This window comes from Wolbachia endosymbiont of Drosophila ananassae (assembly GCF_008033215.1).
Taxonomy (GTDB): Bacteria; Pseudomonadota; Alphaproteobacteria; order Rickettsiales; family Anaplasmataceae; genus Wolbachia; species Wolbachia pipientis.
This window is the reverse complement of sequence record NZ_CP042904.1, coordinates 280,331-303,405: the sequence shown is the minus strand read 5'-3', so window position 1 is coordinate 303,405 and position 23,075 is coordinate 280,331. Positions and strand designations below refer to the sequence as shown.

22 protein-coding genes are annotated in these 23,075 nt (G+C 35.4%); 14 read left to right on the top strand and 8 right to left on the bottom strand.

All coding sequences use genetic code 11. The features are described from left to right. Window positions 1-67: 67 nt before the first annotated feature. The 4 genes from EA652_RS01500 (at window position 68) to EA652_RS01485 (ending at window position 5,833) form a co-directional block, all read left to right on the top strand. Entirely contained in the window at window positions 68-1,333 is a 1,266-nt protein-coding gene (locus tag EA652_RS01500) for an MFS transporter (RefSeq protein WP_007548874.1), read from the top strand. Between the two features lie 249 nt (window positions 1,334-1,582). Then, entirely contained in the window at window positions 1,583-3,058 is a 1,476-nt protein-coding gene (locus EA652_RS01495) for an ankyrin repeat domain-containing protein (RefSeq protein WP_007548876.1), read from the top strand. Window positions 3,059-3,075: 17 nt separating this feature from the next. Beyond that, complete coding sequence (locus EA652_RS01490; protein ID WP_012673119.1) at window positions 3,076-4,335, top strand: hypothetical protein; 1,260 nt, start codon at window positions 3,076-3,078, stop codon at window positions 4,333-4,335. Window positions 4,336-4,450: 115 nt separating this feature from the next. Next, window positions 4,451-5,833 carry an IS66-like element ISWen3 family transposase gene (locus EA652_RS01485; RefSeq protein WP_007548562.1) on the top strand — a complete coding sequence of 461 codons (1,383 nt, stop codon included), beginning with the start codon at window positions 4,451-4,453 and terminating at the stop codon, window positions 5,831-5,833. Window positions 5,834-5,896: 63 nt separating this feature from the next. Here EA652_RS01485 and EA652_RS01480 read toward each other — a convergent pair whose 3' ends face one another. The 3 genes from EA652_RS01480 to secG are packed head-to-tail and all read right to left on the bottom strand — an operon-like array spanning window position 5,897 to window position 8,254. Next, on the bottom strand, window positions 5,897-6,304 hold the full coding sequence (locus EA652_RS01480; protein WP_012673118.1) for a nucleoside deaminase: 408 nt from the start codon (window positions 6,302-6,304) through the stop codon (window positions 5,897-5,899). A 25-nt stretch (window positions 6,305-6,329) separates the two neighbouring features. After that, a complete protein-coding gene (locus EA652_RS01475) occupies window positions 6,330-7,934 on the bottom strand; it encodes a CTP synthase (RefSeq protein WP_007548879.1) in 1,605 nt (534 codons plus the stop codon). Further along, the gene (gene secG, locus EA652_RS01470) at window positions 7,934-8,254 is read right to left on the bottom strand and encodes a preprotein translocase subunit SecG (RefSeq protein ID WP_007548880.1); all 321 of its coding nucleotides are present in this window, start codon (window positions 8,252-8,254) and stop codon (window positions 7,934-7,936) included. The genes EA652_RS01475 and secG overlap by 1 nt, the downstream gene beginning before the upstream one ends. 144 nt (window positions 8,255-8,398) lie before the next feature. On the opposite strand from secG, the gene EA652_RS01465 reads away from it, so the two are divergent. Continuing rightward, window positions 8,399-8,914, top strand: coding sequence for a gamma carbonic anhydrase family protein (locus tag EA652_RS01465; protein WP_007548882.1), 516 nt, complete (start codon window positions 8,399-8,401; stop codon window positions 8,912-8,914). Between the two features lie 40 nt (window positions 8,915-8,954). Here the strand turns inward: EA652_RS01465 and EA652_RS01460 are convergent, their stop codons facing one another. Next, window positions 8,955-10,226, bottom strand: coding sequence for a hypothetical protein (locus EA652_RS01460; RefSeq protein WP_012673117.1), 1,272 nt, complete (start codon window positions 10,224-10,226; stop codon window positions 8,955-8,957). Between the two features lie 249 nt (window positions 10,227-10,475). Here EA652_RS01460 and EA652_RS01455 point away from each other — a divergent pair, with 249 nt between their 5' ends. The 7 genes from EA652_RS01455 to EA652_RS01425 all read left to right on the top strand — a co-directional run bounded on the left by EA652_RS01455 (window position 10,476) and on the right by EA652_RS01425 (window position 18,901). Further along, window positions 10,476-12,947, top strand: coding sequence for a valine--tRNA ligase (locus EA652_RS01455; protein ID WP_012673116.1), 2,472 nt, complete (start codon window positions 10,476-10,478; stop codon window positions 12,945-12,947). A gap of 78 nt (window positions 12,948-13,025) precedes the next feature. Then, complete coding sequence (locus EA652_RS01450) at window positions 13,026-13,751, top strand: hypothetical protein (RefSeq protein WP_095866562.1); 726 nt, start codon at window positions 13,026-13,028, stop codon at window positions 13,749-13,751. A 3-nt stretch (window positions 13,752-13,754) separates the two neighbouring features. After that, entirely contained in the window at window positions 13,755-14,486 is a 732-nt protein-coding gene (locus EA652_RS01445; protein ID WP_049749678.1) for an AAA family ATPase, read from the top strand. Window positions 14,487-14,659: 173 nt separating this feature from the next. Then, window positions 14,660-15,787, top strand: coding sequence for a coiled-coil domain-containing protein (locus EA652_RS01440; protein WP_007548907.1), 1,128 nt, complete (start codon window positions 14,660-14,662; stop codon window positions 15,785-15,787). A gap of 158 nt (window positions 15,788-15,945) precedes the next feature. Beyond that, window positions 15,946-17,349 (top strand): coiled-coil domain-containing protein, encoded by a 1,404-nt coding sequence (locus tag EA652_RS01435; protein WP_007548905.1) that lies wholly within the window; start codon window positions 15,946-15,948, stop codon window positions 17,347-17,349. Between the two features lie 30 nt (window positions 17,350-17,379). After that, entirely contained in the window at window positions 17,380-18,054 is a 675-nt protein-coding gene (gene pyrF / locus EA652_RS01430; RefSeq protein ID WP_006280567.1) for an orotidine-5'-phosphate decarboxylase, read from the top strand. Between the two features lie 49 nt (window positions 18,055-18,103). Continuing rightward, window positions 18,104-18,901 carry a hypothetical protein gene (locus EA652_RS01425; protein ID WP_007548904.1) on the top strand — a complete coding sequence of 266 codons (798 nt, stop codon included), beginning with the start codon at window positions 18,104-18,106 and terminating at the stop codon, window positions 18,899-18,901. 192 nt (window positions 18,902-19,093) lie between these two features. On the opposite strand, the gene EA652_RS01420 is transcribed toward EA652_RS01425, so the two are convergent. After that, the gene (locus EA652_RS01420) at window positions 19,094-19,366 is read right to left on the bottom strand and encodes a hypothetical protein (RefSeq protein ID WP_121692651.1); all 273 of its coding nucleotides are present in this window, start codon (window positions 19,364-19,366) and stop codon (window positions 19,094-19,096) included. Between the two features lie 92 nt (window positions 19,367-19,458). Between EA652_RS01420 and EA652_RS01415 the strand changes: the two genes are divergently transcribed. Then, a complete protein-coding gene (locus tag EA652_RS01415) occupies window positions 19,459-20,514 on the top strand; it encodes a phage major capsid protein (protein WP_007548903.1) in 1,056 nt (351 codons plus the stop codon). After that, window positions 20,489-20,659 carry a phage major capsid protein gene (locus tag EA652_RS07265; RefSeq protein ID WP_044471203.1) on the top strand — a complete coding sequence of 57 codons (171 nt, stop codon included), beginning with the start codon at window positions 20,489-20,491 and terminating at the stop codon, window positions 20,657-20,659. Before EA652_RS01415 ends, EA652_RS07265 begins: the two co-directional genes overlap by 26 nt. A gap of 381 nt (window positions 20,660-21,040) precedes the next feature. On the opposite strand, the gene EA652_RS01410 is transcribed toward EA652_RS07265, so the two are convergent. From EA652_RS01410 to EA652_RS01400, 3 genes are read right to left on the bottom strand one after another with little or no spacing between them, the layout of a single operon-like run. After that, complete coding sequence (locus EA652_RS01410; protein ID WP_012673115.1) at window positions 21,041-21,682, bottom strand: amino acid ABC transporter ATP-binding protein; 642 nt, start codon at window positions 21,680-21,682, stop codon at window positions 21,041-21,043. Next, window positions 21,666-22,313, bottom strand: a complete 648-nt coding sequence (locus EA652_RS01405; protein ID WP_007548901.1) for an amino acid ABC transporter permease — start codon at window positions 22,311-22,313, stop codon at window positions 21,666-21,668. The genes EA652_RS01410 and EA652_RS01405 overlap by 17 nt, the downstream gene beginning before the upstream one ends. Further along, complete coding sequence (locus EA652_RS01400) at window positions 22,313-23,047, bottom strand: substrate-binding periplasmic protein (protein WP_007548900.1); 735 nt, start codon at window positions 23,045-23,047, stop codon at window positions 22,313-22,315. The genes EA652_RS01405 and EA652_RS01400 overlap by 1 nt, the downstream gene beginning before the upstream one ends. Window positions 23,048-23,075: the final 28 nt, after the last annotated feature.

The following is a 23,075-nucleotide window of genomic DNA, read 5'->3' as shown; positions in this document are numbered from 1 at the left end:
ACCTTAGGTTGCAAAATCCCAAAAAGCAGCCACAATGAAATAAGCAAACATTTACAAATTAAATTTAGTGCAAACAAGGGTGTTGATATCAGCTATTCTCTGCAGAATCGCAATATGGTATGACCATATGCTCTTTATCGATCTGGTTAACATAATTAGTAGAGAGTTTTGTTGTGCAAAAGATGTTTACAACAGAATACTGCAATTGTTTGGAATTGCAGGACTGGGTGCTATGGTAAGGCCACTTGGCGCATTCATATTTGGTCACATTGGTGACAGGTATGGAAGGAGAATGGCATTAACGATTGCTATCTTGCTAATATCGATTCCGTCTAGTCTCGTTGCGTTTATTCCAAGTTATAGCAAAATAGGTATAACTTCTACTATATTGCTTCTTGCAATCCATGTGACACAAGGGATTGCGCTTGGCGCTGAACAAGGAGGCAGTTCTGTTTATCTCATAGAGCATTTACCTAATAAGAAAAAACTAGGAATGTTTTTTGGAATAATAAGTTTTGGTCGCTCCATTGGCATCTTGCTCTCTGTGATTGTAGTGATCATCTGCAAAAAAAACACTGATTTTAACGCTTGGGGTTGGAGGTTGCCGTTTACTTTTTCATTTGTTTTGGGGTTAATCAGCGCATATAGTGTATACACATTAGGAGAAACTCCAGCATATGAAGAAAATCGAAAACAAAGGAATTTATCTGATTTGCCAATAATAGAGCTTATAAAACGCTACAAGAGAGCTCTGATACTTGCTATTTTAATATCTGTACCTGTTAATGTTGTTGTTGGATTTACCATATTTCTTCGAACAATTGCAAAAGAAATAGTGTCGGTTGAGACGTATGTAACAACATATGTCAATGAAATTGTGCTCATTATAACCAGTATATTAATGCCGGTATCTTCAATAGCGCTCGGAATGTTAGCTGATAAAGTAGGAAAAGAGCGCACTACAATCTTATTTACAGTGATCACAATGGTACTGTGTTGTCCTGTGTTATCTACTGCATACTACTATAAAAGTTATCTTATAATTATGCTTGGTGTAATGGCTCTTTCTATAATAGAAAGGGGTATAAATCCTATAGGAATAGTTGCTGCTGAACTTTTTCCTACCAATGTTAGATTTAGTGGAGTGAGTTTATCACGTAACATCTCTTATGCGTTACATGGAGGATTTACTCCTATGATATGCACTTGGTTTACTATAACATTTCCTCAAGTAAACTTTGCCGCTGGGCTTTATGTAGTCTTTTGCTTATTGGTCAGCCTGGTAGCAATATTGCAAATAAAACCGCAAGATAAGAAATTTGATTGGTCTTAGTTTTCTCTTAAGTGTGTATTCTCCTAAGTTGAAAAAAGGTGTGAAAAATGCGCTAATCTCGCTAAATGAGAAAATTTTATTGCGGAAAAATTAGAACGATCAAAAACACATGCCATGATAAACTTTTTTATGCGTAACACTAATTTCTTATTCTATTCGTCTAAAAAAACAGTATTTCCAACTGTAAATTTAAGTTTTTACAAGCGTCACAAATATAGTATGATATAAGTTAGGCTTTATAGAGGGTATATGACAACAAATACAGAAAATAATAATAGAATTAATATAGTACGTGAACAAGCAGGAAATGCTGTTCATTCAGATATTGCTTACTCAGAAAGAATACAAAAATCAGTAGAAAATGAAGCATTGTGTGATGCGTGGTCTAATTTTGAGTACTTTGAAGATGTGTTGAGAATAAAAAACAGCACCGATAGGGAAAACAGAATTAAGCAGCTTATCAAGGAAGATTTAGATATAAATGCTACAAAAAATGGCAAAACTATTCTAGACGTTGCTATAGAAAAAAAATGCTCATCGAAAGTTATAAGTTCATTAATAAGCAATGGCAGTAGGATTGATACTATAAATGCTAGCGATCGTACTGTACTGCATAGATCTGTTAGGAATGAAAATAGAAAAGTTGTTGAGTTGTTTTTAGAAGCTAATGAAAAAGAAGTGTCTCAGTACCTGGTAGCAAGGTTTTTGCCATTGTCTATGTTATATCAAAAAATAGAAGTAAATGCTAAGGATAATGATGGTTGTACTGCTTTGGATTATGCTCAATATGGCAGTGAAATGTATAGCTTGCTGCAAAAATATGGAGCACAACATAGTGAAAAGTTTTTATACTCACGCAACCTTAATATAGGGGAATTAGATTTAAATAAACTTGTTTCTGACCATAACTACTGCTTTGATGTGCTTACAAAAGCATTAGAGATTGAGGACAGATGCGAAAAGGAAGAGGTTATAGATTGGTTGCTAAAAAATGGTGCTAACATTAATGTTAATAAAGGTGATCAAGCCCTACTGAGTGTTGCAGCTGAAAAAGGTGATGTTGAAAATGCTGTGCTATTGCTTGAAAGGGGAGCACATGAAGGAGTAAATTCTCAAGATGCTGAAGGAAGAACGTTATTACTAAATGCAATTATTCAAGATAAGTTGGGCCATGCAAAATATCTCATAAAACAAAGAGTTAACGTTAATATACCAGATAATAATGGAAATAGCTCACTACACTACGCTGTTGTCAATTTTATTAAGCAGCGCTTAATTGAATGTGATGAAACCTATACAGCTAACGCTACTTTTTATGATTTTCTTAAGAATGGTGCAGATCTCTATATCAAAAATCATGATAACCTTACAGCATTTGAATATGCTTTTCACGCAAGAATAGCTCCTAGGGAAGCTGTTTATTTATTCAAGCTATATATAGAAAGAGGTGATCAGAGTGAAAACATGCAGTTAGTAAAAAATTTCAAATTGCCTTCTGGTGAAACACTATTGGAGTATTTTTTCAACAATAAATTATTTGATAGTGCTCAATCTTGTATAGATCTAGGAGCAAATGTTTCGCATAATGGGTCATCTTTACTGATACAAGCTCTTCAGAATCGAGATATAGAAGGTATCGGGTTTCTTTACGAAACAGAGCAGACATTCCAAATAACGCAAACATTTCAAATAATAAGAAAAACTGTAAGTTGTATTTCCAAGTAGCGGTTGGATGTGTAGCGATGTTTTCGCTTGGTATGGGAGCTGCAGCCACGTTTACTCTAATTAAAATGTCTCCGCTAGTGTTAGTAATAGTAGCTGTGACCTTCTTTTTGACTGCAATAGCATCTATGTCTCTGTTTGTATTATATAAAAAAGTAAAAGGGGAACGCAAACACGAGGTAATTGTTAATAATGCTGTATTTAACATAAGTCTAGAAGAAGCAGCTAATGATTTGTTTAGCGGGTTATCAACTATAGCAGAAAGAGGAGCAGAAGCAGGTGCACTATACCTGGAAGTAAAGGAAAAGACTGAAAGTGTAGCTAAAAAAATGACATCCAAAAAGGAATTAATTGAAGCAAGATTTCAAAATATACAAGAAAATTTCATTAATAAGTTAAGTAATTTTGAAGAACTTCAAGGTGCCAGAGATTCTAGTACTTTAAAGAAATTCTATGCTGCTGTTAAAGATGTTCTAAAGATACGCTCCAGCATCCCTATTTCCAATTTACATCTATTATCGCTTGTTTACCATTTATCATTGGAAGTATCATATGCTATTTTTCAGGCAATAACTGATCCAATTCTTGGAAGTACAATTTTAACTGCCATAAGTGAAAGAAAATTGCCTGAAGATAAGCAGTGGGCTAAGGTATTAAAAAATACAGTACCAAACTTAATAAGAAATCAAGAAGTTGTGCGGAATGTTATAGTACCAACTCTTACTGATATTTTAAAGAGCCTATCAGAATCAAGAGAAGAAAGAAAATTTATAATCTATACTCTGGTCTGCCTGAAAGAAGTGATTGATGAAGTTTATACGACATCGGTACAAGAGTCATTGTATAGGATATTAGGAGTAGAACTTGCAAATAGTCTAAATGGTATGGTACAGGCAATAAGTAACCTATTAGGCTGCTATGGACACAAAGAAGTAGAACGTGCAAGAACCGCAAATGAGTTAGATTACAGAGTAGGTAAACTTACACCTGAAGAAACGCAGCAATTCGTTATAAACTTAGGAGAGAGAGTAGGATCTCTCAGGGAGTTTGAGGGTCGAGTTACAAATAAACAGTCAATTAGTAAATTGATAGATTATTGTTTGGACCCAAAACTGAATGATAGGGAAGCAGCCGCAACACTATTAAATTATATACTCACATGTACTGAAGATGGTCGTTATTTGGCCGCTGAAGCTGGTACTAATAATAATTTATCTAGCAACTCTAATGTTGTACTTATTACGCACGTGGCAGCAAATCGATCTGCACAGTTAGACTAGAGGCGGCTATATGGAAAAAAGTGAAGATAGTTTCAGAGTATCCGTTCAGCGGAGTGGCAGAATAAGGTAGACAAGGTGATCTAAAAAGATAATCATAGAGCAAAAGTGAAATAATATGGTAAACCTTTTAGAACTTTGCAAAAATTTACAGCAAAAAATAGAAAGGTTAGAAGCAAAAATAGAAAGATTGGAAAAAGAGAATGAAAGTTTAAAAGCAGAAAATAAGGCTTTAAAGATAGAAAATGCTGAGTTAAGAGAAAGACTCGGTTTAAGCTCAAAAAATTCATCAATACCAAGTTCCAAAGAGTTGTATAAAATAAAAAAGAATAAGCCGAAAAGCGAAAGGAATATTGGCGGTCAGGTTGGTCATAAAGGAAGTTTTCGCGCCAACATGGATGCAGATAAAGTAGTAAAGATAGAGTTGCCTAATACTTGCGAATGCGGAGGAGAAATTGCAATATGTGAAAAACCATATATTCATCAGAAAGTTGATCTTCCAGAAATCAAGCCTTATGTAGTGGAATATCAGTTAGAACATGGCCGTTGTCGGAGATGCGGAAAGAGAAGAAGTAGCAAGTTACCGGAAGGTGTTACGCCAGATACATTTGGTCCAAGGGTTAAGTCAATAATTGCAGCGTTCAGCGGATTCTACAAAAATTCAAAACGCGAAATAGCGAGTGTCGTAAATGATATCTTCAATTTGAACATAAGCGTCGGTAGCATATCAAATAGTGAACATAGAGTTGCTTCAAAATGCAAAAAAATGTATGAGCAGATCGAACAAGAGATAAGTAGGAGTAAAGTTCTACATATTGATGAAACGAGCCATTATAACAAAGGTAAACTCGCTTGGTGTTGGATGTTTGCAAGCAATACGGCAAGTTTTGTAAAATTTACAGAGTCAAGAGGAATGAAAGTTTTACAAAATAGTAAATTCTGCAATCGCAATAGCTTGGTAATAACTGACAGGTATGCAGCATACAATTATTTTGCCGATAAAAACAGGCAAATCTGTTGGGCACATTTATCAAGAGATTTTGAAAGATTAGCACATAGTTGGAATATTGAAGTTAAAGTTCTGGGTTGTTACTTGAGAAACGTGGCCACTGAATTATTTGCACTAAAAAAAGCTTTACTAAAAAGTGAGATAGATGTTTTGAGGTTTGTCAGACGTGCCAGAAAATTAAGAAAACGTACAAAGTATTACTTGAAGGAGATATCTCGTTTACCTGAAGCAATTGGAGCCTCTCGAGTTGCAAAAAATGTTCTGAGATCTGAAAGAATGATGTGGAAATTTTTAGATGACCCAGAAAATATTCCGCTGACAAATAACCACGCTGAACGGCAAATTCGGCATTATGTCGTTTATCGCAAAAACTCATATTTTACACAATCAAAGCGGGGAAATACATTCCTTGAGCGGATAATTTCATTATACTTAACTTGGAAACAAAGGGGTCTCAATCCTTTCCAAAATCTCCTATCTATTGTTTCTTAAACCACTCTCCTGAACGGATACGTTTCAGAGATAAGCAAGCAAATGACAATTGATAGACTTAAACTATGTTCTCAATTTCTCAAAAAAATCCTTTAACAAAAAAGAGCATTCTGTTTCTAATATCCCACCATAAACTTCAGGTATATGGCTGCAAAATTGAAATATCTTAGCACCATTTTCGATTCCTCCACCTTTGGGATTATAAGCTCCAAAGTACAATCGTTTAATTCTGGCAAAGGAAATAGCTTGAGCACACATCGGACATGGTTCTAATGTTACGTACATATCAGTATCACAAAGCGTGGAAGTTGAAAATGCTTGTCTGATCGCTAACATCTCTGCATGTGCAGTTGGATCGCTGGATATATTGTGTGCAGAAGAAATGATATTGTCTCCACTCACTATTACAGCACCTATGGGCACCTCATCATTTTTTTGAGCGAGTTTGGCTTGCTCTATGGCAAGCTCCATATATTGATACTTAAACACTAGGCACTTATTTCTTATCAATTGCTGCTTCAATAAATGATACAAAAAGAGGATGAGGAGAAAACGGCTTTGATTGAAACTCTGGATGAAACTGCACACCAATAAACCACGGATGACTCTCTAACTCCACTGCCTCTATGCACGTTCCATCTTCTGATATGCCACTGCATAGCAGCCCATTTTTTTCCAAATCATCTTTATAATCTGAATTGATTATGTATCTATGCCTGTGTCTTTCTGAAATAGTAGTGTTACTATATGCATCCATCATTTTAGAGTTTGCATTTATATTACATTTGTATGCCCCAAGTCTCATGGTTCCACCAAGATCGTCATCTTGATCGCCAGCTAACTTAACGATTGGATGTTTACAGTTACGAAATTCTTCAGAGTGTGCATCTTCAAGCTTAACAACATTACGAGCAAATTCAATAATTGCAAGCTGCATACCAAGGCAAATTCCGAAAAATGGGATATTATTTGTACGGGCATAATTTATTGCTAATATTTTACCCTCTACTCCGTCATCACCAAACCCCCCTGGAACAAGGATTGCATGAGAATTCTGTAATTTCTCTCCTATAAGTTTTTCATTTATAGGTTTTTCTTCCTTCTCTCTTGAGTTAACCCAATTTATCTTTACTTTGACTTTATTACTAATCGCACCATGATTTAATGCTTCAACCAGTGATTTGTATGCATCAGGGAATTCGGTGTATTTTCCCACTATAGATACAGTAACTTCCTGTGTTGGGTGCCTTATGGAATGCACTATTTGATCCCATTCAGTCAAGCTTGGTTTTGGCTTACTTAAATGAAAGTGCTCCAAAATTTGCGTATCAAGCCCACATTGGCTATACAACACCGGTAACTCATATATATGACTCACATCAGGGGCAGGTATCACATTGGATAAAGAAACATTGCAAAGCTTAGCTATTTTCTCTCTTTGATTATCGAAAATTTCTTTCTCACTGCGGCATAATATAATATCTGGTTGTAACCCCGCGGAATTTAACTCTCGAACTGAATGCTGCGTTGGCTTTGTCTTTAATTCTTGCGCTGCGGTAAGATATGGTATTAAAGTTAAGTGAATAAGGATAACTCTTTGTTTTCCTAATGTGTAGTTAACTTGGCGTATAGCCTCCAAAAATGGTTGGCTTTCAATGTCACCTACAGTTCCGCCTATTTCACATATTACAAAATCTAAACCTTCCGTACCATTAAAAATGAACGATTTGATCAAATCTGTTACATGAGGAATGACTTGCACAGTTTTGCCCAGATAATCACCACGCCTCTCTTTCTTCAATAACTCATGATATATCTTACCAGTTGTTATATTGTCATCTTTTGTTGCTTTAATTCCAGTAAAACGCTCATAATGCCCAAGATCCAAATCAGTTTCAGCACCATCTTCGGTAACAAATACCTCTCCGTGCTGAGTTGGGTTCATTGTCCCAGGATCAATGTTGAGATACGGGTCAAGTTTTCTGATACGGATCTTAAAACCGTGAGCTTGAAGAAGCGCACCAACACTCGAAGCAACTAAGCCTTTACCAAGCGATGACACAACTCCACCTGTGACAAAGATAAATTTAGCTTCCTTCATTAATTTTCAAATGGAACAGAAGTAGATTCACTTTCTTGCTTTTTTTCTAATATAATTTTTTCTGCGATCGATTTTTTATGTACGTCTTTTGAACATAATCCTGACAATAGCAATGTGTTTATAATAAACAATCCAGCAACAATAGCCGTTATTCTGCTGAGCGGGTTTTCAGAAGATTTCACTGGAATCATCGAGTTGACCCCCTGTTGTGTATTACTAAAACCACTTAACGAACTACTTCCAGGCGGCTGCAAGAGCACTAAAATTACTAACACAACAACCAATATTATTTGAAATATACTTAATACCGCTACTGACATTATAGATAGGGCTGAAAATAAAAATCTTAGCAGTACAAAGCACGTAAGTCAAGAACATCTGTCACCCAAATAACTTGAAATCTAAGTATGTATTTACTGCTTACCTTATTTTGATTAACATATGCATAAGACTTTGGGCTTAATATGTATCACATTTTAAAATATAAAGATTATGAACCAAAAATAGACGAAAGTGCTTTCATCGCAGGTGGTTCGCATATCATAGGCAAGGTTGAAATAGGAAGAGATGCAAGCATCTGGTTTAATTGTGTAATCAGAGGGGACGTTGGATCAATAAAAATAGGTAATGGAACAAATATTCAAGATGGAACGGTAATTCATGTGGATAGAAACCCAGGTGGTGACACAATTATTGGCAGCATGGTAACAGTGGGACATTTTTGTGTGTTGCACGCATGCACGGTGCATGATAAGGCGTTTATTGGTATGGGCTCTACCGTGATGGACCATGCAGTTGTGGAGCCTGAAGCTATGGTAGCTGCTGGCTCACTGGTAACACACGGAAAAGTGATAAAAAGTGGGGAAATATGGGCTGGCAGGCCAGCAAAATTCTTCAAAAAAATGTCGAATGAAGAAATTAAACATATCGCGCAGTCGGCACAAAATTATATTATGTTAATGAAGGAATACAAAAACTGAAGTTCGCGTCAAGTGTTTTACTTGACACGTACGTCTCAGCTCAACAAACTGTGTTAAGCTGCCTTGTTTTTCCCCCACTTACTCCTTGCACTTCCGCTCCATTCACTTGAGTACTAGGTAATGCTGCATATGTAATACTACCAACTGCGAGTGTAGATACTACTGCTATACCAACCATTACCCAAATATCTAATCTCACTGTACGTTCAAGTGCAGTAAATGCTATCAGTCCAGCAGCAAGACCCATACCAACAGTAGCAGTGTACCGTCCTCCATTGCCTTGTTTTGGTTGCTCAGTTGTTTTGTTTTTAGCTTCTAGTTCTTTATTTTCCTTCTCTAACTGATGAACTCGAGCATTTCGAGCTTGTAAGTCTTTCTTTAGGCTTTCAACTTCAGCATTTGGTTGGTTTATTTTAGCTTCTAATTCTTTTATCTTATCCTCTTTATCTTTTAACTGAGCAGCATCTGGTCGGTTGCTTAACTGTGCCTCTAAATCTTTTATTTTCTCGTCTTTATCTTTTAACTGAGCAGCATTTGGTTGGTTGTTTAACTGTGCTTCTAAATCTTTTATTTTATTTGTTAGTGTTGTTTTTTCACCCTCTAACTTCGTAACAGCAGCATCTGGTTGAGCTTTTAATGCTGTTATTTTATTCTCTTTCTCTGTTAACTTTTGCTGTAACGCCACAGCATCTAATGCTTCCAATTCTGTTATTTTAGCATTTTTCTCTTCTAACTGCTGCTGCAACGCTGTAGAATCTATTGCCTTTAGTTTTTCCACTTCAGCTTCTAAGTCTTGTTTTTCCTGCTGAGCTGTGTCCAATTGATCTTGTAATTCTTGTGTTTTAATTCTCAATTCCTCCTCAGCTTTCTTCTTTGCAGCTTCTAATTCTTCATTTTTCCCCTTTAACTGCTCTTCTGCAGCTTCCAATTCTGTTGTTTTAACATTTTTCTCTTCTAACAATTGTACTGTGGGATGGCAAGATAGGGCTTTTACCATAATCTCCTCTTTCCTATCGTTAAGGCCTAACAGATTTTTCATTTCTTCTAGGCGACTAAAATATTTGCCACCCTTTTTCCCAACGGATTTTACATTCATGATTGTATTATCTCCTAGTTCTTCTTGAGGATAAGAACCAGTAATATATAGTTGTTGATCATTTAGCGTACAGCCCACATAAAACGTGTCATCAATTATAGCACCACTCTTATCTACGTTTTTATACTTTTTAAATTCTTCATAATCATCTTTTTTTATAACAAGCACTATTTTATCATCGGCAACCTGTATTGTACCATTCTTTAAGCTTAGCATAACGAACCTCAATTATAATTTAACATTACATAATACCCTTAGAACCTAAGGTCAAGTAATATTTTTATCATAGCATAGAAAATTTATGTTCGTAAACAAAAAATTTTGGCGTAAAATTGCCGTAATTGTGCTATAGCTAAAGTAATTTAGGTTTACCGACCATCGTCATTCCGCTGCTTGTTAGCGGGATCTAGAGATACCGCCGCGGTATAACGTTGCTAGCTTAAGGTTTAAAATTGAGAAATATTTATGTTAAAAGAAAAATACGGCTTTAAAGAAGTTGAAGACAAATGCAACATATTGTGGGAAGGCAGTAAAGTTTACAGGTGGAATGGTGGAAAGGATAACACTTTCACTATAGACACACCTCCACCGACAATATCGGGAAAACTCCATATTGGCCATATATTTAGCTATTGCCACACGGACTTTATTGCAAGGTTTCAGCGCATGCTGGGGAAAGATGTGTTTTACCCAATTGGGTTTGATGATAACGGGCTTCCCACTGAAAGATTGGTTGAACAAACCTATAAAACCCGTGCAAAAGAAGTTGGCAGAGAAAAATTTATAGAGATGTGCCATGAGGTTATTGAAAAATCAAAGCAAGAATTCAAGGAACTATTTAAATCGGTCGGCATTAGTTATGACTGGGATTTGGAATATCACACGATCAGCAAGGAAACTGTGACGCTTTCACAGATGTCGTTTATTGATCTATATAATAAAGGGTATGCATATAGAAAAATGCAGCCCATCCTTTGGGACCCGGTTGATAAAACAGCAATTGCGCAAGCAGAAATAGAAGATAAAGTTTTTGAGTCATCCTTAAACACGATAGTTTTCTCTACTCAAGAAAATGAGCAGATCAATATTGCAACTACGCGACCTGAGTTACTTCCCGCATGCGTTGCAGTTTTTTGTCATCCAGAGGATGCGCGCTACACTCATCTGATCGGAAAAACAGCGGTAGTGCCAATTACAAAGGAAAAAGTACTAATCATTGCTGACGATAAGGTCAAAATAGATAAAGGCACTGGGCTTGTTATGTGCTGTACGTTTGGTGATGAACTCGACATATATTGGCAGCAAAAGCATAACCTGCCGATGAAAATTATCATCGATCAGGATGGGAGGATGAACCTAGATGATGTCATTCCACCACACCCCGGCGTCATGAAAGTAGCTGACACTGGAATCTACGATGAAATAAATGGATTGAAAGTTACAGCAGCAAGAAAGAGGATGATTGAAATCTTGAGTGGAAAAGGACTTTTGATAGAAAGCACTAGCATTTCTCATTCTGTTAAGTGTGCAGAAAGATCTGGTGCACCACTTGAGATATTACCTACTTATCAATGGTTTATCAAGACCTTAGAGCAAAAAGCTCAAGTATTAGATAAAGTAAAAGAATGCAATTGGCATCCAGCTACTATGCGTAAACGTATGGAAGTGTGGATAGAAGGGCTAAATTGGGACTGGTGCATCTCAAGGCAGCGCTATTTTGGTGTGCCATTTCCAGCATGGTATTCCAAACGTAAGGGAGAAGAAGGTAAAATTATTCTAGCTGAAGTAAAGGACCTGCCTATAGATCCATTGAAAGATTTGCCAAAAGGGTATAGCAAAGAAGAGGTTATCCCAGATCAAGATGTAATGGATACCTGGGCCACAAGTTCAATTACTCCTCAACTGAGTGCACTGGCAGTAAACAGTGAGTTTAGCTTACCAAATCATCGCTATGATACGATATTTCCTGCAGATCTGCGCAGCCAGAGCCATGAGATAATAAGAACTTGGGCTTTTTATACTATTTTAAAGGCACATTATCATGCAAATTCTTTACCTTGGAAAAACATTATGATCAGCGGTTGGTGTTTAGCAGATGATAAGAAAAAGATGAGTAAATCAAAAGGTAATATCATCACTCCTCATGTAATACTTGAAACTTATGGAGCTGATGTAGTGCGCTATTGGGCAGCGAACTCAAGGCTTGGAGTTGATACAGTCTACTCTGAAAATATATTCAAAATTGGCCAGCGCCTCGTTACAAAACTTTGGAACGCTAGCAAGTTTGTTTCCATGTTCATGGAAAAGCATCAAACAGTAAGCATAAATTCCATCAGTGAGACGATGGATAAGTGGATATTGTCTAAGTTATACAAAGTAATAGGTAGAGCAACAAATAACCTATTACAGTTTGAATACTGCGAAGCTTTGGGCGCAATAGAGGAATTTTTTTGGAAAGACTTTTGTGATAACTACTTGGAATTAGTAAAAAAACGCGCGTACGGAAGCAGTGAAGCAACCTTAAGTGCAAAACAAAGCTTGGCGTATGTGTTAAATGTTATTTTGCGGTTATTTGCACCTTTCTTGCCATACATTACAGAAGAGATATACCACCAGTTGTATAGTTATAATTCTGTACACAATCAAAGTAATTGGCCAAGCAAAGAAGAACTTATCTACGATAAATATTCAGAGGAAATGGGAGATAATGTTATTCAGATATTAAATATTATCAGAAAGATAAAAGCAGATAATAATGTGTCAGTTAAGCATTTGATAAAGAAATTAGTGATAAAAGCAGATCTACGAGAGGACAAATTGAATCAATCCGCGCAGAATGATTTGCAGGCAGTGTGCAATGCGGAAATGATAGAGTGGATGCAGTCTGAGCTTGAAACTGAGAACGGAAAATACATAGTGAATATAGATTTATATTGATTTTTATGTGAAATTTGTTTGACTTCCTTTAATGTGAGCGTTACCATAACGATAACTTTAACTTATGAGGGAACGATAGTGGGAAATCTATATAATAAAACTAATGCGCCATATCTTATAGCTGGTACTCTTGCTACTTTGGCATTGCTTGCATCTGGGACACTCGCTGTTGCTCCTTATGTTGCATTCTTATCTTCAATTGCAGCCTTTAATGTAGCTCTTCCTGTTGCCTTGAGTTTATCTATACTATCTACTTTGATACTCGTACTTTCATGCAAGATGATTAGTCGAAATAAAAAATTAGCTGCTCAAGGAGCGGAGCTTAATGAAAAAACTGAATTAGCTGCAGAGCAAGAAAATACAATACAAAGCTTAGAACCTCAAATCAAAGGGCTAAATAAGAAAGTTAGTGATCTCGAAACAAAATTAGATGAAATTTCAAGGCAAGCTAATGGTGCTGCAACAAAAGATGAAGTGGAAGAGCTAAAGGCAGGGCTTAATGGTGCTGCAAAAGATGCAGTGAAAAAGTTAATAGAAGATGCAGCGGAAGAGCTAAAGAAAGAGCTAGAGGTAAAGATTGGTAATGCTGCAACAAAAGATGAAGTGAAAAAGTTAATAGAAGATGCAGTGAAGGAAGTTGAAGTAAAAGAAGAGCTGCAGATGAAGTTTTATGAAAAAGGTAAAAAAAGATATAAGACAACATTTGATGATGTTATACTTCAAAATGAGAAGAAACAAGAGCTGAAAGAGATTTATGAATCACAAAAAGAATCAGATGCGGCTCTAAAAAAAGGAGAAGGATAAATTTTGTATGGTCTACCAGGAACTGGTAAGACTATGATTGCTAAGGCAATTGCGAGTGAAACTAAAGATACATCTGCATTTATAAGTGTTTCTGGTTCTAGTTTGTTTAATATAAAAAATATAGATGATCTTTTTAAAAAAGCAGAAGAAAACGCTCCTTGTATAGTTTTTATAGATGAAATTGAAGGCTTTGGCAAAGCGTATAGTTCTGATGATAATGTACAATATTTAAAACATTTCTTAACTAAAATTGATGGCGCTGACCATGTAAAAGGTGTGACGGTGATTGCTGCAACTAATCATATAGGTATTTTAGATAAGGCACTTGTTAGGGGAGGTCGTTTAGGCAATCACATTGAGATTCCTACATTAGGTACAGATACGCGTAAAAAAATAATCAACAAGTATTGTCAGAAGGAAAATTTGCAAAGTATCGCTCATACAATTTTAAACAATACTAGTGAGGGTTTTTCACCAGCAAATCTGATTAGTTTATTAAAGGAAATAGAAGGTTGTGCAAGTAAAGTACGTGACAAGACTAAGACTGCGGCTATTTGTCGAAGTTTTAAGAGGACTCATAATATTAAAAAGGTGTCGAATAAGCAGACTAACAGGAAAATTGAAAATTCTATAGGAGAATCACAGCAATACACATCCAGACCATCACATAAGCTGAATGACGCTTTATGTGATTCTGGATATACCAGTATATGTTCTACCCTGATCAATAGCTAACTAGACATTATAAGTACAATGGTACACTCGATACACAAGGTCTAAGTCATTTTTTAGCTAGTAGACTGAAAATGGGAAGTTTGTTGTAGGTGCAGCACTATAATTCCTCCACAGATAAGAGAATTTTAATAAATATATACAAGACTGCTGAACGTGGGGGGAGGAGGGGAGTAATGAGCAATTTGCTTAGTGAGGCTAATGCATTTTATTTTGTAGCTAGTTCCTTAGCTACTCTTACGTTACTTACATCTTTAGCGCTTATTGTAACTTCTAATGTGCCTCTTCCTCTAATTCTTGCTTTAGCTACATTATCTGTTTTGGTGCTTGCACTTTCGTATAAAATAATTAGTAATAATGTAGAATTGGAAGCAAAAGTAAAAGGTCAGTTAGAACATAAGGAGGAGATGCTTTCTCTTGAACACCAAGAGTTACGTGATGAAAATACAAGATTGAATGAAAGAGTAGATTCTTTAATGGAGGAATTGTGTCAATGCAAATTAGAAAGTGAAAAGAATAAGTTATGTTTAAAGTCAGAATATGAAGATGAGTTACGCTTAAGATTGGAATATGAAGATGAATTAAACTTGGAATTAGAACATAAAAGTAGAGAAGCTTCTTCTCTGCGTACTCAATTAACTATGTTAAGAAAAAAAGTAGAAGTAGAAGAAGTAAAACAATTAAAAACTTTAGAATCGGAAGAACAACATGAGAGCTCAGAAAGCGACATAGAAGAATTAGAGAAGAAGTTATGCCAGTCGGAAAAGGAAAAGAAAGAATTAGAAGGTAAAGTTAGTGATGAACGTCAAAAGCGCACTGATCTTGAAAGTAAAGTTGATAAATTGTGTACAAAGGAGAAAGAGTACTTATCTAAAATTAAGGAGCTGGAAAAGGAGTCATTATCTTTACAAAAAGAAGAGAAAGAATCTGATAACACATTAACAACAGTGAATGATGATCGCGATAATAAGGTGAAAGAATTAAACAGTTCACTTTTGAAGCAATCCTCTCAAATAGAACAACTTCAAAAAGCTTTATTGGAAAAGAAAAAAGAAGAAGTGCTTTTTTTGCAACGGATGATAGAATATGTAACAGATGAGGTAGAAAAATTAGTAAGGGAAAATGAAGTGATCAGAGATGATGATAAAAAAGTAATATTACAAGTGATTCAAGCAACAAAGTCTGTGTTAGTAGAAGAAGCTGCACAATATTTGCCAGGCGAAACGTCTGTTCCTTCATTTATGGAAGATCCTGGATATACCAGTGGATGTTCTACCCCGACCAACAGCTGCCACACATTTTGAGTACAGTTGTACACTCGATACACAAGGTCTAAGTCATTTTTTAGCTAGCAGACTGAAGATGGGAAGTTTGTTGTAGGTGCAGCACTATAATTCCTCCACAGATAAGAGAATTTTAATAAATATATACAAGACTGCTGAACGTGGGGGGGAGGGGAGTAATGAGCAATTTGCTTAGTGAGGCTAATGCATTTTATTTTGTAGCTAGTTCCTTAGCTACTCTTACGTTACTTACATCTTTAGCGCTTATTGTAACTTCTAATGTGCCTCTTCCTCTAATTCTTGCTTTAGCTACATTATCTATTTTGGTGCTTGCACTTTCATGTAAAATAATTAGTAATAATAAAAAAATAGAGGTTGAGAGAAATAAATTCGCTCAGAAAGAGCAAGAGTTGGAAAATAAAATAACTCTAGGAAAGGAAGCTGAAAAAGCTGCAAACAAAGAAGTGGAAAAATTAAAACATGAATTAACTCGAGAAAAGCAAAATTTAGACAAGAGAGCAAAAAAATTGAATCAGAAAGTAAATGAGTCAGAAGTTGAGAGAGAATCTCTTCTTGAAGAAAAAGAATCTTTAGAGAAAAAATTAGAAACAGCAAAGAATCATACGTTTGAAATAAACAATGAATTGGACAAAACAAGAAAGGAAATAGGTAAGCTTAGTGAGCAGGAAGAGAAATTAAAACTTGAAATCTCATGTTTGAAGAAACAGTTGGAAGAAAGAAGTAGATTTATTGCAAAGCTGAAGATGGAAGTGGATGATAATAAACATTTAGAGCTAGAGAATAAGGGGTTGAATGATAGAATAGAAACGTTACGTGAAGTACAAAAGGCACTACGTGAGAAAAAACATGAACTTAGTGAAAAAGTAGAGGTATTGAATAAGGAAAAAAATAAACTTTCTAAAGAAGTAAAGGAATTACGCGAAGAACAAGAAAAGCTGTACATAAGCTTAGATAAGCTACAATGTAAAATTAAAGAGGTCAACAAAGAAAAAGAGGATTTACGTCAGGTTTTATCTTGCAGTTATAGTTGGCAGGAGTTCAGCGAGGAAATGGAACGCTGTAGTAGCAGGGAGAAAAGAATGAGAGAAAGTTGTAGCAATGAGTTGAAAAGATTAGAAGATTTAATTTTAGAGAAATCCTCTGAAATAGAACAACTTGAAAAAGATTTGTTGAGAGAGAAGGAAGAAAAAATGTCTTATGTGGCAAGGATAACAGAATATATGTTATGCAAGTTAGAAGAATCAATAAAGAGAAGTAAAGTGATCAAAAATGATGATAAAACAGTAATATTACAGGAGATTCCAGTAATGAAGTCTGTACTGGAAGAAGTTGTACAAGATTTGCGAGGCAAAACATCTGGGAAAGATTCTGAATATGCATCATTACCAGACGAAACATCTGTTCCTTTACATGCAGGAGATCCTGGATATGAGTCTGAGGAAGATTCTGGATATAACAGTCGCTCATCCACTCCGATCAAATTGCCAAATTCACTATTGACAGAATCTTATGAACGCAGTCAGTTCAATCAGAGTGAAAGTATTTGCAAAACACAACAATGAGTCTTATTATAAGATAAATCATGCAAGATAATGAACCCAATAATATGCGCACTGGATACACAAGACTTAAATAAGGCTATTTCTCTAGCTAATGCTCTGCGTGGTAAAGTTGGCATGGTAAAGCTGGGATTAGAATTTTTTGCTGCTCAAGGTCTTTCTGGAGTGCAAGAAGTTGCAAAATGCAATGTACCAATTTTTTTAGATCTGAAATTGCATGACATTCCAAACACTGTAGCCAAAACAGTTGAAGTAATAAAAGTTCTGAACATTGAAATGTTAACTCTGCACATCAGCGGTGGAACAAAAATGCTTGAAGAAGCGCTAAGTGTAGTGCAAGGCACAAAAATAAAGCTGATTGGAGTGACAGTGCTAACTAGTATGAGCAATGAGGATTTAAACGAGCTTGGAGTAGCAAGAGAGGCAAAATCACAGGTAATTTTGCTTGCAAAGCTTGCAAAAAAGATTGGACTCCATGGAGTAGTCTGTTCTGCACTAGAAGCTCAAGAAGTGCGCCGAGAATGCGGTGAAGACTTTAAAATTATTACTCCAGGAATTCGTATAGATCCAGGTCATGACGACCAAAAAAGAACAGCAACACCAAAAGAAGCAATAAATTCAGGAGCTGATTATATCGTCATTGGCAGACCCATTACAAAAACTACAAGTAGTGCGGAGCTAATATTGAAATCCATGAAAGAATTTTAATATAATAACTTAATTTATAAAAATACTAACATATTAATTAGGAATAAGCATGAGTAATATCAATAGAATAATACGCGAAGTAATCAAGGAATTCCGCTCAAAATTACCAGATAAGGAAATAGAGGAATATTCTGGCAAATTGAATAAGCTACATATCTACCAGTGCAATAAGCATATAATAGAAAATAAGAAGCTATATCATTATACAATAAATGGGAAAACCCATGCTATGGGTCAGCATGGGCATAATTTTGTCAAGAGTTTAGAAGTTATCTTGAGGAATAAGCCACAAATTTCCTTAGAAGAGGTAATTGATTTTATGGAAAAAATAATTAATTTTGGTATTGATAGTTGTTATGGAGCATTTGAGATGATATTTGAATCTCGCTCTGGTGTTACAATAGATGATGCAGTTAATTTTGTAAAAGATAGCTTATCTAGTAAATTTTATGGATTCCATGGCAGTGGGATTTTCAAAGTAATATTAGAACTTAATCCAGAGAGCTCTCTTGAAGAGATAGAGAAACAATTTAGCAAAGTAGTAGATCCTTACTTTCTTAATGCTTGGAGTCGAGAAAGTGAAAGGGCTTTTGCTAAGATATGTAGGTTATGTAGAGAAGGACATGTGGAGAATATGCAGAAATTTGATTTTAGCAATTTTAATTTAGATCAAGATAGTGCTGGAGCATTAAGAGCACTGTTACAGTATTGTGTTGACGTTTCTAATCAAAAAGCTTTAGGTGATTCACATGAATTGCATAGAGAAGAGATGGAGGGGATATATAAATTTGATGATAATTACGATTTAAATTTAGATAGTGATCATAATGATAGTATCTGGCATTGAAATTATACTACAATAATAAAATAACTGGATAAAAATTATCACCAAAAAAATTCAAAAAAGTGCTTGACATAAAAGAACGAACATTATATAGTGTCATTATTTTTTATTTTACCTCGCTTAATTTAATTACTGGATTAAGCTTACAGTACTAAGCGTGGCACAAAGTGCCACGCTATTTTCCGGTTTACATTTTCAACAGATAAAAAATGATGCCATTTCAGTGCCAAGCACATAACTGTACGGATATTCATTTTTAAAGGTAAATTGCACAACAGATGATGTCATTCCAGTGCTTGACACTGGAATCCAGAAATTTTGCTTATAACTGAGCTGATGAGCTAAAGGTAGTTGTCTTACGCTAAAACAAACGTTTTTAATTAAGTTGCATAGAAGCTGGATCCCAGTGTCAGCTACTCGGATGACAAGAAAGGGAGCACTGGAATGACATCGTTTACTATGTACCATATTGCAATATTCGTACAACTGTGGGAAACATCTATGGATGCCATTCTTATTACCTTATTTCCATTTTTATTTCATTTTCAAAGGAGGCTATTATGTCACTTACCGATATCGCTCACCGTATCAATGAACTCGCTTCATCATGGGAGCAATTTAAATTAATAAATGATCGCAAACTAAAAGAAATTGAAAGCAAAGGGCGTGCTGATTCTGCAACAATTGAGCAGCTATGCAAGGTAAATAATGCCATTGATGGTTGCAAAGAGCGTTTAGACTTGATCGAAACTGCAGCTCAACGTCCAGAAGTAAATACAGATTTTAGCACAAGCGATAAATATTTTTCTGATTATATCCGCAAGGGAATGGAAAGCGGTTTATCGCACAAAACCCTCAGTGGAGATGATAATGATATCGGGGGGTATCTAGTTACTCCGCATATTGTAAAACGCATAAGCAAGCGCGTAATTGATTCGTCCCCAATGCGACAAATATGCTCCAGTCAAAGAATCTCTACTGAAACATTGGATTACATTATAGAAGATTTTGACCGCGCCGGTGCAGGTTGGAGCAGTGAAACAGTAGATGATGAGGACGGTGGCAATAAGTCTAAGTATGATTTTGCAAAAGATACGGACACGCCCAAAATCCAAAAGATTTCTATCACGACTTACGAGTTATATGCTCAACCACAAATATCACAAAAGTTACTCGATGATGCGTTTGTCGATGTTGAGAGTTGGCTGGTGGAAAAGATTGCCGAGACTTTTAGTAAGGAAGAAAGCGAAGCCTTCATTAAGGGTGAGGGCACTTTTCAACCAAAAGGAATTTTAGCTTATGAAAATGGAAACAGTTATAATAAAATAGAGCAAGTTAAAACTGAAAAATTAGATAGTGATTCAATAATGATGTTGTATTACTCTCTGGACGAATATTATTCCAAAAATGCGTCATTTTTGATAAACAGGAGTACGTTGAAGGATATCAGGCTGCTAAAATCTCAAACAGGTCAGTATCTCTGGCAGCCAAGTCTGTCGCTTGAAGCTCCAGATACTTTAATGGGAATACCAGTATATCAATCTGCCGATATGCCACCAGCGCCAAACAATCAGCTACCAGTAATTGCCGATGGCAGATTTCAAACAAGCTTATAAGATTGTAGATAACAGAGGAATGAGAATATTAAGAGACCCTTATACGAATAAACCTTATGTGAGGTTTTTTGTCACTAAGCGTGTCGGCGGAGAGGTTGTAAACACCAGTGCTATTAAATTGTTGAAAGTTGCGAGCAAGTACTAAAAACTTCCGCAGCATCATCTTTATAGCTGATCAAAGCAACACATCATACCGCGATTCATTCCATAACTGTACGAACATTGTGATTTTGGCCCATCAGGAGGGTGTCATCCCAGTGCTTGACACATATAGCTAAACTGACTTAGATTTACCGACAGTTTGAAAAACAAAAATTCGTCATTCCGCTACTAGTTAGCGGAATCTATGCCGAGATACCGCGAATGAATCGCTGTATGACGCAGGAAAACCTTGCTTCTTACATTATGTAATTTTATTTTTAGCGTTGCTTCTTATATTATGTAATTTATTTTCCATAATGTATATTATGTAATTTTCGATGCTAAGATCTGTTATAGCTCTCAGTATGATATGAGTGATTCTCTTTTAATAATTATTTTTTAAATAGTTTGTTGGTTCATCAATTTCTTTAGGATTGATATCTACAATTATTTTTCCGTTTTTTAACAGAATAATCCGATCTGATATTTTTGTTAAAAAATCCAAATTGTGAGAAGCGATAATCATAGTAATACCCATATCTCTAACTGATTGTAGTAGTTCCACAACGTCGACTATTGTTGCTACATCTAAACCAGACGTTGGCTCATCGCATAATAGAATCTTTGGATTCATCATTAAACTTCTGGCAAGCGCAACCCGCTGTTTTTGCCCACCAGATAGATTATTAGGGTAATCATTTTTTTTAGAGGCAATACCCAAAGACTCAAGTAGTGAATAACTTTGATCCTGAGTTTTATTTTTAAGCTTGGGAGCATATGTAAGATTTTCCCAGACAGTCATATGTGGGAAAAGTTGAAAATCCTGAAATACAAAACCAGTACTATCATTGCATTCAATGCTACCAGAATCTAAAACTTCGAGTTTTTGTATACAACGTAACAATGTTGATTTACCACTACCAGAAGGACCAGCAAGACCAACTATAGATTGTTCTATAATCAGGTTAATATTATTAAGTACTGGAATATTATTAAATAATTTACAAACATTATGCATTTTTATCATATATACCTTTCTGTTCAATCTTTTTGCCTATATATTCAATTAGTAATACAAGAGCGTAATAATAAGCCCCAGCAAGACAAAGTGGTATAAAATAAGTAAATTGTTCTGCTGCAAGCATTTGCGCAGAGCGCATAATATCAACACCACCAATAGTAGAGATTAATGCCGTTTCTTTAAGGAGTGCAATGATCTCATTTATCATTGCAGGAAGAATATTTTTAATAACTTGTGGTAATATAATATCTCTCCACATATAGAAACTAGGTATTTGTAAAGTTTTAGCTGCTTCAAACTGGTTTTTTGATATAGTTTCAATACCAGCTCGTAAAATCTCAGCAATATAAGCACAGCTATTTAGACCAAATGCTATAATGCCAGCACTAAATATGTTTAATTTAATTCCTGCAATGGTTGGAGTCATAAAATAAACAACACTTAACTGTAATATAAGGGGGGTGCCACGTATTACAGATATAATTCCATTAATTAATGGAATACAGATCTTATTATATCTGAGTACTGAAAATAACCCTCCTAGACTCATACCTAAAAGCAGTCCTCCAATCAATAATTTTAAAGTAAAGGCAAGGCCTGTTCCAACAAACAAGAAATTAGAAATTAATTCTTGCATCAGTTATCTCCTAGCCATTTTTCTGCTATCTTTTGTATTACACCTTTACTTTCTAAACTTTTTAACGCCTCGTTTATTTTATCCTTTAAATCAGATCTTTTATTCACAGCAATAGAATAACCATTATCTGACTTAGCGATGGCTGACCATGATAGACCAGGATTTTTTTTGCTAAATACTTTACCTTGGAATTCATCAATTAGGACGCCATCAACATGACCAGACTTTAATGTTTCTACAGCTTGATTATTATTGTCTATAGCAATAATTTGAGCTGTTGTAGGAACATGCTCTTTTAGCCAAATTTCCATGACAGTTCCTAGTTGAACGGCTATCTTCTTGTGAGTTAAGTTGTTTATACCGGCTATGGGTTTATTTTTGTGATATAGAATACCAAATTCCCCTGTATAATAACTATTTGAAAAATCAAAATTTTTTTCACGCTCTTCTGTGCTACCAATAGTAGATATAGCAGCATCTACAGAATTACTTTGCAATGCTGCAAATATAGTACTAAACTGCATATCTTTAAATATCGCTTCTTTACCTAACTCTTTTGCTACTAATTGAGCAAGCTCAATGTCAAAGCCAGTAAATTTACCATTTTCATAATATTCAAAAGGTGGATAATCTGCAGAAATTGCAAATCTAATGATATTATCGTGTTTATCTTCCTTGCATCCTGTTAATAGAATACTTATCACTATAATAGCATTTAAAATATATTTTTTCATATTACTAATTTATATTCATGTTTTATTC

What these genes read in the sequence shown, in the direction of transcription:
- EA652_RS01495 (WP_007548876.1), top strand. Translation starts at nt 1,583, where the DNA reads ATGACAACAAATACAGAAAATAATAATAGAATTAATATAGTACGTGAA.
- EA652_RS01490 (WP_012673119.1), top strand. Translation starts at nt 3,076, where the DNA reads ATGTTTTCGCTTGGTATGGGAGCTGCAGCCACGTTTACTCTAATTAAA.
- EA652_RS01485 (WP_007548562.1), top strand. Translation starts at nt 4,451, where the DNA reads ATGGTAAACCTTTTAGAACTTTGCAAAAATTTACAGCAAAAAATAGAA.
- EA652_RS01480 (WP_012673118.1), bottom strand. Translation starts at nt 6,304, where the DNA reads ATGGAGCTTGCCATAGAGCAAGCCAAACTCGCTCAAAAAAATGATGAG.
- EA652_RS01475 (WP_007548879.1), bottom strand. Translation starts at nt 7,934, where the DNA reads ATGAAGGAAGCTAAATTTATCTTTGTCACAGGTGGAGTTGTGTCATCG.
- secG (WP_007548880.1), bottom strand. Translation starts at nt 8,254, where the DNA reads ATGTCAGTAGCGGTATTAAGTATATTTCAAATAATATTGGTTGTTGTG.
- EA652_RS01465 (WP_007548882.1), top strand. Translation starts at nt 8,399, where the DNA reads ATGTATCACATTTTAAAATATAAAGATTATGAACCAAAAATAGACGAA.
- EA652_RS01460 (WP_012673117.1), bottom strand. Translation starts at nt 10,226, where the DNA reads ATGCTAAGCTTAAAGAATGGTACAATACAGGTTGCCGATGATAAAATA.
- EA652_RS01455 (WP_012673116.1), top strand. Translation starts at nt 10,476, where the DNA reads ATGTTAAAAGAAAAATACGGCTTTAAAGAAGTTGAAGACAAATGCAAC.
- EA652_RS01440 (WP_007548907.1), top strand. Translation starts at nt 14,660, where the DNA reads ATGAGCAATTTGCTTAGTGAGGCTAATGCATTTTATTTTGTAGCTAGT.
- EA652_RS01435 (WP_007548905.1), top strand. Translation starts at nt 15,946, where the DNA reads ATGAGCAATTTGCTTAGTGAGGCTAATGCATTTTATTTTGTAGCTAGT.
- pyrF (WP_006280567.1), top strand. Translation starts at nt 17,380, where the DNA reads ATGAACCCAATAATATGCGCACTGGATACACAAGACTTAAATAAGGCT.
- EA652_RS01425 (WP_007548904.1), top strand. Translation starts at nt 18,104, where the DNA reads ATGAGTAATATCAATAGAATAATACGCGAAGTAATCAAGGAATTCCGC.
- EA652_RS01420 (WP_121692651.1), bottom strand. Translation starts at nt 19,366, where the DNA reads ATGGTACATAGTAAACGATGTCATTCCAGTGCTCCCTTTCTTGTCATC.
- EA652_RS01415 (WP_007548903.1), top strand. Translation starts at nt 19,459, where the DNA reads ATGTCACTTACCGATATCGCTCACCGTATCAATGAACTCGCTTCATCA.
- EA652_RS07265 (WP_044471203.1), top strand. Translation starts at nt 20,489, where the DNA reads ATGGCAGATTTCAAACAAGCTTATAAGATTGTAGATAACAGAGGAATG.
- EA652_RS01410 (WP_012673115.1), bottom strand. Translation starts at nt 21,682, where the DNA reads ATGATAAAAATGCATAATGTTTGTAAATTATTTAATAATATTCCAGTA.
- EA652_RS01405 (WP_007548901.1), bottom strand. Translation starts at nt 22,313, where the DNA reads ATGCAAGAATTAATTTCTAATTTCTTGTTTGTTGGAACAGGCCTTGCC.
- EA652_RS01400 (WP_007548900.1), bottom strand. Translation starts at nt 23,047, where the DNA reads ATGAAAAAATATATTTTAAATGCTATTATAGTGATAAGTATTCTATTA.